The sequence below is a fragment of the Ruegeria sp. CDSB114 genome, assembly GCF_059611025.1.
The window spans coordinates 1,099,840-1,110,231 of record NZ_JBXWOT010000001.1; the positions used below are offsets into that span (position 1 = coordinate 1,099,840).

The 10,392-nt window shown below is 58.8% G+C and carries 10 protein-coding genes and 2 tRNA genes; 8 read left to right on the forward strand and 4 right to left on the reverse strand.

Features of this window, described 5'->3' with window-relative positions:
- Window position 1: 1 nt before the first annotated feature.
- Entirely contained in the window at window positions 2-682 is a 681-nt protein-coding gene (locus AC2FIP_RS05410) for a TadE/TadG family type IV pilus assembly protein (RefSeq protein ID WP_496687444.1), read from the forward strand.
- 71 nt (window positions 683-753) lie between these two features.
- Here the strand turns inward: AC2FIP_RS05410 and AC2FIP_RS05415 are convergent, their stop codons facing one another.
- The gene (locus tag AC2FIP_RS05415) at window positions 754-1,224 is read right to left on the reverse strand and encodes a hypothetical protein (RefSeq protein ID WP_281972336.1); all 471 of its coding nucleotides are present in this window, start codon (window positions 1,222-1,224) and stop codon (window positions 754-756) included.
- Window positions 1,225-1,383: 159 nt separating this feature from the next.
- Between AC2FIP_RS05415 and AC2FIP_RS05420 the strand changes: the two genes are divergently transcribed.
- Window positions 1,384-2,295 (forward strand): pirin family protein, encoded by a 912-nt coding sequence (locus AC2FIP_RS05420; protein WP_496785436.1) that lies wholly within the window; start codon window positions 1,384-1,386, stop codon window positions 2,293-2,295.
- A gap of 7 nt (window positions 2,296-2,302) precedes the next feature.
- On the opposite strand, the gene AC2FIP_RS05425 is transcribed toward AC2FIP_RS05420, so the two are convergent.
- On the reverse strand, window positions 2,303-2,890 hold the full coding sequence (locus AC2FIP_RS05425) for a TetR/AcrR family transcriptional regulator (protein ID WP_142634678.1): 588 nt from the start codon (window positions 2,888-2,890) through the stop codon (window positions 2,303-2,305).
- A gap of 100 nt (window positions 2,891-2,990) precedes the next feature.
- On the opposite strand from AC2FIP_RS05425, the gene AC2FIP_RS05430 reads away from it, so the two are divergent.
- From AC2FIP_RS05430 to AC2FIP_RS05455, 6 genes are all read left to right on the forward strand, one after another.
- A complete protein-coding gene (locus tag AC2FIP_RS05430) occupies window positions 2,991-3,239 on the forward strand; it encodes a hypothetical protein (RefSeq protein ID WP_142634680.1) in 249 nt (82 codons plus the stop codon).
- A gap of 124 nt (window positions 3,240-3,363) precedes the next feature.
- Window positions 3,364-4,650 carry a homoserine dehydrogenase gene (locus tag AC2FIP_RS05435; protein ID WP_142634682.1) on the forward strand — a complete coding sequence of 429 codons (1,287 nt, stop codon included), beginning with the start codon at window positions 3,364-3,366 and terminating at the stop codon, window positions 4,648-4,650.
- Window positions 4,651-4,719: 69 nt separating this feature from the next.
- Window positions 4,720-5,703: a class II fructose-bisphosphatase gene (gene glpX / locus AC2FIP_RS05440; RefSeq protein WP_271946243.1), complete on the forward strand. Its 984-nt coding sequence runs from the start codon at window positions 4,720-4,722 to the stop codon at window positions 5,701-5,703.
- 91 nt (window positions 5,704-5,794) lie between these two features.
- Window positions 5,795-7,537, forward strand: coding sequence for a single-stranded-DNA-specific exonuclease RecJ (gene recJ / locus AC2FIP_RS05445; protein WP_496785438.1), 1,743 nt, complete (start codon window positions 5,795-5,797; stop codon window positions 7,535-7,537).
- A 98-nt stretch (window positions 7,538-7,635) separates the two neighbouring features.
- Window positions 7,636-7,710, forward strand: a tRNA-Glu gene (locus tag AC2FIP_RS05450).
- Window positions 7,711-7,781: 71 nt separating this feature from the next.
- Window positions 7,782-7,856, forward strand: a tRNA-Glu gene (locus tag AC2FIP_RS05455).
- Window positions 7,857-7,861: 5 nt separating this feature from the next.
- Here the strand turns inward: AC2FIP_RS05455 and AC2FIP_RS05460 are convergent.
- The gene (locus tag AC2FIP_RS05460) at window positions 7,862-9,703 is read right to left on the reverse strand and encodes a V-type ATP synthase subunit A (RefSeq protein ID WP_496785440.1); all 1,842 of its coding nucleotides are present in this window, start codon (window positions 9,701-9,703) and stop codon (window positions 7,862-7,864) included.
- Complete coding sequence (locus tag AC2FIP_RS05465; protein ID WP_496785441.1) at window positions 9,700-10,392, reverse strand: hypothetical protein; 693 nt, start codon at window positions 10,390-10,392, stop codon at window positions 9,700-9,702. The genes AC2FIP_RS05460 and AC2FIP_RS05465 overlap by 4 nt, the downstream gene beginning before the upstream one ends.

Sequence of the window (10,392 nt, forward strand, 5' to 3'; positions counted from 1 at the left end):
TATGTTTTTCATTTCAAAGCTCCGGAATCTTCTGAAATCCAAGACGAAAGACGAGAGTGGGGTACTCACGGTTGAGGCTTTGCTTGTCTTTCCGATGCTGGTTTGGACGATCACAGGCGCTTTCACGTATTTCGACGGCTTCCGCCAAAGCGCATCTAACCTGAAAGCGGCGTATACTGTTGGCGATTTGATCTCTCGCGAAACCGGCACGATCACGGACACTTATATCACCTCATTGCATTCGCTGCTGGTGGCGATGGTCAACAACCGATCACAGATGAATCTGCGCGTGTCGCTGGTTGTGTTCGACGAACAGGATGATCGTCATTACGTCAGATGGTCAACCGCGCGCGGTTACGACAGCATCTGGACCGACGACAATATCGACCGCATGCGTGATAACCTGCCGCCTATGCCGAACCAGGACACACTGATCATTGTTGAAACGGCGAATGCTTACATTCCGGTCTTTGACTCGATCTATGGGGTAGATTTCCTCAAAGGCGAACATGTCTTTGAAAATTTCGTCTTTACACGCCCACGCTTTACCAATGAGGTTGCGGCAAATGTGTCGGGCGTTGTTGAAATTGAGGAAAATCCCGACGGGTCTGGCGAGATCGGTGAAATCGAGGACCCTGGCACAGGGGATTCCGGTGCGAGTGCGGAAAGCGCAACGAACTAGGACAGGGTGGGTTGGCATCTTAGTGCCTTCCACCCCGCCTTCGAATAACGAGGTGGCGCTGAAGGTCTGACCTAGCCGCGCTCTGCCACCATCACAGACAAAATCTCGGACATGAATTTGGTTTCGGCGGCGGATGTCATGCCGCCGATGCCAACGCGGCGTCCCAAGCGCCACCACAGCCCCGGCGCCCATCTATTTGCACCTGATTGCCGGGTTGTTACCAGAAAGCCATTCGACGGCTTGAAGGCAAACGCGCCTCTTTCGACGGTTTCAATGTCTTCTATTGCGGCGATCGGCTGCCCTGCCCCGGTTCTGAGTTCGGTCTCAGTCAGCTCGATCCAATCCGAGGTTGCCTGCCACATGCGATAGGCCAGCCAGAAGGACGCCGCGCCTACCACAAACAGGAATGCCTGCCAGGATGGCTCCGGCGGCGCGGCAAGCGCGACGAAAACAACCAGAAAGCCCACGGTCGACAACATTCCGACACCCATCCACCGCCTGGGTGATGAGGCTTTGACCACGGCCAGAACTTCTTGTTGCATTTGCTGCTCTCCCACTTTGCAGTTGGGTTTAGCCACTTTCCCAGCCAAACAACAGAGGCGAACGCACCTGCTGAATTTCGCACAGGTTGCGTGTTTCAGCGCAAATTGACCCGCCATGGCAGTGCGGTACATCTTCCCCATAGCAACAGGAGCGCAGCAATGTCCCTCAGACCGACTTTGGAAACCCGAAAGGCCATACCGACAATGGAGGGTGCAGGCGTTAAACTGCACCGCGCCTTCGGCTTTCAGGATCCGTCAGAACTGGATCCTTTTTTGCTGTTCGACGACTTTCGCAATGAACGCCCGCAGGACTATCAGGCTGGATTTCCATGGCATCCGCATCGCGGGATCGAGACGATCACCTATGTCCTGTCCGGCTCGGTTGACCATTCGGATTCACTTGGCAATAACGGAACACTTGGCGCGGGTGATGTGCAGTGGATGACGGCAGGGTCCGGAATCCTGCATCAGGAAATGCCCAAGGGAAGCCAAACCGGCCAAATGCACGGGTTTCAGCTGTGGGGCAATCTACCCGCGGCCCAAAAGATGACAACACCGCGATATCAGGACGTGCCGCGTAAAGAGATCCCTGAAATCATGGACGATGACGGAACCGTTGTCCGCGTGATCGTGGGGACGTTTTGGGGCAAGACAGGCCCAGTCGACGGCATCGCCGCCGACCCTCAGTATCTGGACATCCAAATTCAGGCAGGTGTGAAGAAGACCTTCCCCATAGACACCTACCGTCGCGCATTTGCATATGTATTCGAAGGCGCGGGCGCCTTTGCTGATTCCTCGCGGCCTGCGGGGGTCCTTTTGGAAAAAGAAGTTGGCGGCCAAGAGGTGAACATTCGTGACATGTCGGGAGACCGAACACTGGTTCGCTTTGGGAGTGGTGACGAAGTGACCGTTCAGGCAGGTCCGGAAGGTGTCCGGTTCCTGCTGATTTCCGGCGCACCGATCAATGAGCCGGTCGCGTGGCACGGCCCCATCGTCATGAACACCCGGACCGAGCTGGAACAGGCTTTTCGCGAATTGCGCAACGGGACGTTTATTCGGCCGGCACATTGACTGCCCCTTAAGCAGTCATCGCCTTTCGGACCATGTCCCAATAGACGGCTTCAACCTCGTCCAGCGAAAGCCGCCCACCGGCGCGATACCACGTCATGACGCCGTTCAGCATGGCGATGACCGCCAATGTCGCAATCTTCGTATCCGCGACCGCAAAGATACCCGCCCGCTGACCTTCGCGCAAAATGGCCTCAAGCCCGTCTTCATACTTGCGGCGCAGATCCTCTATTTCGGCGAAGTTTTCGGGCGTGAGGTTCCGAAGTTCCATATAAGCGATGAATACCTCGTCAGGGCGCTGCAGGTGGAACCGGATGTGAAATCCGACAAACCGACGCAAAGCATCCTGCGGATCGCCAGTTTGCTTTTGCTCGCCATAGGCGGACAACAAATCCTGCATATGGTCGCGCATCAAACGGAACAGAAGGCTCTGCTTATCCGGGGTGTAATTGTACAATGCCCCGGCCTGCACCCCAACCTCGCCCGCAATTTTCCGCATGGAAACAGCAGCATACCCATGGCGCGCGAAAAGCCGAAGCGCTGCCTGCCGGATACGCGGGCCGGTAATGTCCGAGTGTGAGCCTTGTGTACGTGCCATGTATCCACCATATCTGAACGGATGTTCAGATAGAAGCCCGCTTGAAACGACCGGACAAAAAGTGCATCACGGATGCCAGTTGCCACAATAAGGTTTCATCATGAAGCCCCTTCTTCTTCTGCCCCTAGTTTTGCTCTGCCTGGGATGCACCAATTTTCCCGAGCTGAAAGACCGCGAAGGGCCAAATGTGCAATCGGCCCCCTACCCCAAATTAACCCCACTGGCAGATGTTTTCGCTGTGCCTGTTGACCCGCTGTACGAAGCGGCAGAGGTCGAAAGTGAACTGACCGACCGCAGCAAGGCGTTGAAGAAAAAGGCAACGGCATTGCAAAACGCTCAGACCAATTAATCCTCAGGTTTTCTGCCGCCCGGCATGGGTGTCGCGGATTGCGCCTCGGCGCCGAACCCGCTAAGGCAGCGGGAACGGGGAAACACCCCAGTTTAGGATATTCGAGCGGAAAGGAACCCACAGGATGACACAGGCGCTGCGGCTTGGAATTGCGGGCTTGGGAACTGTTGGTGTGGGTGTCGTCAGGATCGTGCGCCGCCATGCCGACCTGCTGCAGGCACGAACGGGTCGTCCCATCCAGATCACAGCGGTTTCCGCGCGTGACGCTGGCAAGGATCGCGGTGTGAACCTGTCGGATTATGCTTGGGAAACTGACCCTGTCGCATTGGCGCAGCGCGACGATATTGATGTTTTTGTTGAACTGATGGGCGGGGAAAACGGACCTGCCAAAGCCTCGGTCGAAGCGGCGCTAGCCAGTGGTAAGGATGTCGTCACCGCCAACAAGGCCCTGTTGGCCATTCACGGTCAGGAACTGGCCGAAATGGCCGAAGCCGCGGGCCGTGTGATCCGCTTCGAAGCGGCCGTGGCTGGCGGCATTCCAGTGATCAAATCCCTGACCGAAGGACTTGCGGGTAACGAAATCACCCGCGTCATGGGGGTGATGAATGGCACATGCAACTATATCCTGACCCGGATGCAATCGCAGCGGCAGGGATATAACGCCCTGTTCGACGAATGCGCGCAGCTGGGTTACCTTGAAGCCGATCCAAATCTGGATGTGGGCGGGATAGACGCCGCCCATAAACTGGCGCTGCTTGCCTCAATCGCATTCGGCACCAAACCGAATTTCGACGGGATCGAGATCGAAGGCATTCAGCAGATCAGTCTGGATGACATCGACCAGGCCCATGACATGGGATACCGGATCAAACTGTTGGGCGTGGCTCAGCGCACGGCACGGGGGCTTGAACAGCGGATGCAGCCGTGTCTGGTGCCCAGTGACTCGCCCCTGGGCCAGCTTGAAGGCGGCACCAATATGGTGGTGATCGAAGGCGACGCGGTCGAGCAGGTTGTTCTGCGTGGCCCCGGAGCTGGCGAAGGGCCAACGGCCAGCGCGGTGATGGGCGATGTCTGCGATCTGGCACGTGGGCTTCAGATTCCGACCTTCGGCCGCCCTGCCAGTTCGTTGCAGGACGCAGTGCCAGCGCTGACTGGTCGCCCTGCCCCCTATTATTTGCGTCTGGGTCTGCTGGACAAACCCGGCGCCTTGGCCAAAGTTGCGGCCATCCTGGGCGATGCCGGGGTCTCGATTGATCGCATGCGCCAATACGCCCATGCGGAAAGCACCGCGCCGGTTCTGATAGTTACCCACAAAACCACCCGTGCCACGCTGGATGTCGCCTTGCTGGGCCTGCACGAGACCGATGTTGTTTCGGGCACACCGGTTGCTTTGCGGATTGAAGAGGTTTGACCCTTGCGGCCTGCACGATACGCAGGCTATGCCGGACAAGACGCCGATACTGACCTGAGGATAGTGAAAATGAGTGCTGCCAAGATTGATTTCAATGACCGCCTGTTGTCTCTGGGCCTGGCGCGGGTTGCGGAACAGGCTGCGCTTGCTTCGGCTTCGCTGGTTGGACGGGGTGATGAAAAGGCCGCTGACCAGGCCGCTGTGAATGCCATGCGCGAACAGCTGAACCTTCTGGATATCGCCGGTGTCGTTGTCATCGGTGAAGGCGAGCGCGACGAGGCACCGATGCTGTATATTGGTGAGGAGGTCGGGTCCGGCAATGGTCCCGGCGTCGACATCGCGTTGGACCCGCTGGAAGGCACCACGCTGACCGCCAAGGACATGCCCAACGCGTTAACTGTGATAGCAATGGGCCCGCGCGGATCAATGCTGCATGCACCGGACGTTTATATGGACAAACTGGCCGTTGGCCCGGGTTTCCCTGAAGGCGTTGTCAGCCTGGACATGAGCCCGCGCGAACGTGTGGAAGCACTGGCCAAGGCCAAGGATTGCGAGCCTGCCGACATTACCGTCTGCATTCTGGAACGCCCTCGGCATGAGGCTATGATTGCCGAAGTTCGCGAAACCGGTGCATCTATCCGCCTGATCACCGATGGTGATGTTGCTGGCGTCATGCACTGCGCCGAAAGCGAAGTCACCGGGATCGACATGTATATGGGCCAAGGCGGCGCCCCCGAAGGTGTTCTGGCCGCCGCAGCGCTGAAATGTATGGGCGGGCAGATCTTTGGCCGCCTGCTGTTCCGCAATGATGACGAACGCGGCCGCGCCGCCAAAGCGGGCATCACCGATCTGGACCGCATCTATTCGCGCGATGAGATGGTAACCGCAGATGTGATCTTTGCCGCAACCGGCGTCACCGGCGGCTCTTTGCTGCCGCGTATCAAGCGCGAGCCGGGCTGGGTTGAAACCACCACTCTGCTGATGCGGTCGAAAACCGGATCGGTTCGGCGCATGTCCTACCGCACGCCGACGTGGTCGCATAGCGACGGCTAAGTTCTTGCGCCTGACCATCGTGCAGGGCTATCCATAGAAATGATAAGGCCGGGTCCGCGAGGGTCCGGCCTTGGCACATCAGGGGCAGGACATGAGCTTTCTTGGGGTTGAACATTCACTGTCAGCACGTCGCTGGGTCGGCCCCTCGGCGGATGTAGAGCGCGCGACCGAGATGCTGGTACAACAAGCCGGCCTGCCGAGGGCTGTCTGTCAGGTTCTGGCCCGGCGCGGTGTTCCGGCAATGGAAGCACCGGGCTTTTTAGAACCCAAACTGAAAGAGCTGTTGCCCGATCCGCGCGCGATGAAAGACATGGAAACCGCGGCGACCCGTTTTCTGACTGCGGTCCGTCTAAAGCAGCGCATTGCGATCTTTGCCGATTATGACGTGGATGGCGGCAGCTCGGCAGCTCTGCTACTCACGTGGTTGCGTCAGATGGGCCTGCAGGCGACGCTCTATGTGCCTGACCGGATTGATGAGGGCTATGGCCCCAATGTCCCGGCGATGCAGGAACTGGCCGCCGCGCATGATCTGATTATCTGCGTCGATTGCGGAACCCTCAGCCATGAACCCATCGCCGCCGCAAAGGGGGCCGATGTCATCGTCCTGGACCACCACCTTGGTGGTGAAACTTTGCCCGATTGCGTGGCCGTGGTGAACCCGAACAGACAGGACGAAAGCGGCGATCTTGGCTATTTTTGTGCCGCCGCCGTTGTGTTCCTGATGCTGGTCGAGGCCGGACGGCAACTGCGCGAAGCGGGTGCAAAAGGGCCTGACCTGATTGCAATGCTAGACCTTGTGGCGCTGGCTACGGTGGCGGATGTGGCTCCGTTGATCGGTGCAAACCGCGCGCTTGTGCGTCAGGGGCTGAAGGTCATGGCGCAACGACAGCGACCGGGTCTGGTGGCGCTGTCGGATGTGGCGCGGATGGATTCCGCGCCCAACAGCTATCATCTGGGGTTCATGCTGGGCCCGCGCGTCAATGCGGGTGGTCGGATCGGTCAGGCCGATCTGGGTGCCCGGCTGCTCAGCACCGATTCAACCCATGAAGCAGAGGCTCTGTCCCAACGGCTGGACGAGTTGAACACCGAGCGGCGCGATATTGAAAATGCGGTTCGGGCAGCCGCCATGGAACAGGCCGAAGAACGGGGCCTTGATGCGCCCTTGGTCTGGGCGGCCGGGGAAGGCTGGCATCCGGGCGTTGTCGGCATCGTCGCGTCGCGCTTGAAAGAAACTGCCAACCGCCCGGCCATCGTCATCGGTCTGGACGGGGATGAGGGCAAAGGATCGGGCCGATCAGTGACCGGCGTCGATCTGGGCGCTTCGATTCAGCGGCTGGCTGCGGAAGGTCTGCTGGTCAAGGGCGGCGGCCACAAGATGGCGGCTGGCCTGACGGTCATGCGTGATCAGCTGGAACCGGCGATGGAACGGCTCAGCGAATTGCTGGCAAAACAAGGGGCAGGTCATACCGGCCCTGCAGACCTGAAACTGGAAGGCACACTTATGCCCGGCGCGGCCACTGTCGATCTGATTGAACAGATTGAAAAAGCAGGGCCTTTCGGCGCCAGTGCTCCGGCTCCGCGGTATGCCTTTCCGGACTTACAGGTGCGCTTTGCCAAGCGGGTCGGCGACTCCCATCTGAAGCTGTCGCTATCGGACGGGGTGGGTGCCGGGTTGGATGCCATTGCGTTTGGCGCCTTTGACGGACCAATGGGGGAACGGCTGACCAATCACGGCGGCGCGCGCTTTCATTTCGCCGGACGACTTGAGGTAAACACATGGGGTGGACGGCAAACCGTACAACTCAGATTGGAAGATGCCGCCGAAGCGATCTAAGGCCGCATTCGCCACCGCCAAAAAACTTTCACAACCCTGCGTTTTTCGGCTTGCGGGGGTCAGAGTGAAACCGTAAAAGGCCCCCCACAAGCTAGCGTGGCCCGTTCGTCTATCGGTTAGGACGCCAGGTTTTCAACCTGGAAAGAGGGGTTCGATTCCCCTACGGGCTACCAGCTTGAATTTTCGCCTATTTTCCAGCGGGTTGGCCATAGCTAGCCGTGGAATTCCCAAGGCTAGCCAATGCGGCCCGTTCGTCTATCGGTTAGGACGCCAGGTTTTCAACCTGGAAAGAGGGGTTCGATTCCCCTACGGGCTACCATTTCTTCACACACCGAACTTTTCCTGACACAGGGCCTGCACCTGTCCCCAGACAGATTTGAATTCCGGCGTGTTTTCGGCGGCATAGTGGAAGTTCTTCATCAATCCCGTAAGCTGAGTGAAGACCTGGCGCACCTCGGCCTTGTCGGCGAACTGCGCGGTGGATTGAGTGACGCCATAGACCAGTTTGAACGTCATCTTCTGACGCTCTAGCGGCACCGACGCATCCACCGGGTCAAAGGCATCCTGCTGCAGATAGACCATGTCGACAAACAGCGCCTTTTGCTGAGTCACAAAATCCTCGATCGTGACCCCTTCCTCGCCGGTCACCTGCATCATCTGGTCAACCTGTTCACCCCTTTCGATCAATGCCAGCAAGTCGCGCACTTTGCCCGTCCATCCGGCTTCGGCGTTGGTGTCGTACCAGTCCGAGAGCTGTTCCAGATAACGCGACCAGCTGAGCATCGGATCGACCGCAGGATAGAACCGCTTATAGGCGCGTTCGGACGACAGGCCGAGGAAACACTTCACCGTGGACAGCGTCGATTGCGTGACCGGTTCATCAAAGTTCCCACCTGCCGGTGACACGGTCCCGATCAGGGTCAGGCTGCCGGTGTCCCCATCATTGGTCTTCATCGCTCCGGCCCGCTCGTACAGCCCTTTGATTGAGCTTTCCAGATAGGCGGGAAAGCCTTCCTCGCCGGGGATTTCTTCCAGTTTGCCGGATGTCTCGCGCATCGCTTGTGCCCAGCGGCTGGTACTGTCCGCAATCAGCAGCACGTCGTACCCCATCTGACGGTAATATTCGCCCAGGGTGATCCCGGTGAATATAGACGCCTCGCGCGCGGCTACGGGCATCGAGGAGGTGTTGCAGATGATGATCGTCCGGTCCATCAGACTGCCGCCAGTGGTCGGGTCGGTCATCTTCGGGAATTCCGCAATCGTCTCGACAACCTCACCCGCGCGTTCACCACAGGCCACCACGATCACGATGTCCACCTTGGCGTTGCGTGCAATCAGGTTCTGCAGCACCGTCTTGCCTGCGCCGAACGGACCGGGAATACAGGCCGTCCCACCGCGGGCAATCGGAAAGAACGTGTCGATCAGGCGCTGAGAGGTCAGGACAGGTTCGGTTGGATAGAGCCGCTCGGACAAGGTGCGTTTCAGAACGTTTTCCGGCAAAGCCCGCCGTACCGGCCATTTCTGCGACAGGGTCAGCGTGTGCTCACCTCCCTGTGCATCTTCAAGCCGCGCCACGATATCATGGATCATGGCCGCACCCTTCTGAACCCAAATGACTTTGTAATCCCCAACCCAATTAAAGGGCAGCATGATCTTATGGGTGAAATGCCCCTCGGGCACCGCCCCGATGCTGTCGCCTGCAGTGACCGTGTCGCCCACCTTGACCGATGGGGTAAACGACCACTTTGCCTGAGTGTCCAGCGGCGCCACGTCCGCCCCACGCGGCAGAAAGGTTCCGAATTCTGCCGCCACTTTGGCCAAAGGCGACTGCAAGCCGTCAAACACCTGCCCCAACAGCCCAGGACCAAGTTCGACCGAGAGCAGCTGCCCGGATTGTTCGACTGGGTCGCCCACGGCGACGCCATCAGTGCTTTCGTAAACCTGCACATCGGCAGTGTCGCCCCGCACCCGTAACACTTCGGCTTTCAGACGTTCCTGACGTCCACCGGGGCCGGGCCGCGTGGGCAGAATGAAAACGACCTCATTCTTGACCAGCTGTCCGGGATGGCCTGTGGCATCAGGGTTCGCCTGAATTTGTACCAGCCCTTCCTGTACCGAGACGACGCGGGCAGTAGAGGTCTGCGTGGCGGAGGTTGGGGCTGTCATGCGCTTACTCCGTCAAAATCCAAGTCGATCGCACTTGCCATGGCGTGTTGCGCCAGTTTCTCAAAGCGCGTTGCCGCGTCACGCGCATTGCTTTGCGCCCAGCGATCAAAAATATTCCAGATCAGAACATAAATCGCCACGGCTTCGAAATCGAATAGATGGCGCGCGGCGTAGCGTTTCAGTTGCTTATGGCTGACCGACAAAAGCAACCGTTCAAGCCCCAGGGGATCATCGACATCCAGCAAGTGTTTGGCTTCTTTGATCCAGGGCATTGGGGTTTCCAGCCGAAAGGCAGGGTCGCCCCAGTTGGCCGGAATGTGTCGGCTCCAGCGTCCAACGCCATAGACGCCACTGGGTGCAGCACCCCCCTGTTTGCGCAGGCGCAGCGCGGCAACCGCCGTCCTCAAATCCATCCGTTCCATGAACAGCTTGCGCAAGGTCGGTTGTGGAATGTGCCGGAGCGCTTCTTTGCATCGCTCAATGGTCTGTGCATCCGTGACGTTCATATCATAGTTGTTCCAGTTCAGAGCGTGTTCCATTACCTCCAGAACCCGCGCATCCGCTGGTGTCAGCGCCCGCAAGCGCCGGTCCAGCCTGAGCCGCGACAGCGGAGGTTGTTTGGCGATGAACAACCGTTCCGAGCCCGGCAGGCTGCTGATCAGCGCGATATAGGCGTCAGGGTCCGACAT

Excerpts from the sequence above, each read along its gene's own strand:
- AC2FIP_RS05410 (WP_496687444.1), top strand. The coding sequence starts at position 2 with ATGTTTTTCATTTCAAAGCTCCGGAATCTTCTGAAATCCAAGACGAAA.
- AC2FIP_RS05415 (WP_281972336.1), bottom strand. The coding sequence starts at position 1,224 with ATGCAACAAGAAGTTCTGGCCGTGGTCAAAGCCTCATCACCCAGGCGG.
- AC2FIP_RS05420 (WP_496785436.1), top strand. The coding sequence starts at position 1,384 with ATGTCCCTCAGACCGACTTTGGAAACCCGAAAGGCCATACCGACAATG.
- AC2FIP_RS05425 (WP_142634678.1), bottom strand. The coding sequence starts at position 2,890 with ATGGCACGTACACAAGGCTCACACTCGGACATTACCGGCCCGCGTATC.
- AC2FIP_RS05430 (WP_142634680.1), top strand. The coding sequence starts at position 2,991 with ATGAAGCCCCTTCTTCTTCTGCCCCTAGTTTTGCTCTGCCTGGGATGC.
- AC2FIP_RS05435 (WP_142634682.1), top strand. The coding sequence starts at position 3,364 with ATGACACAGGCGCTGCGGCTTGGAATTGCGGGCTTGGGAACTGTTGGT.
- glpX (WP_271946243.1), top strand. The coding sequence starts at position 4,720 with ATGAGTGCTGCCAAGATTGATTTCAATGACCGCCTGTTGTCTCTGGGC.
- recJ (WP_496785438.1), top strand. The coding sequence starts at position 5,795 with ATGAGCTTTCTTGGGGTTGAACATTCACTGTCAGCACGTCGCTGGGTC.
- AC2FIP_RS05460 (WP_496785440.1), bottom strand. The coding sequence starts at position 9,703 with ATGACAGCCCCAACCTCCGCCACGCAGACCTCTACTGCCCGCGTCGTC.
- AC2FIP_RS05465 (WP_496785441.1), bottom strand. The coding sequence starts at position 10,392 with ATGTCGGACCCTGACGCCTATATCGCGCTGATCAGCAGCCTGCCGGGC.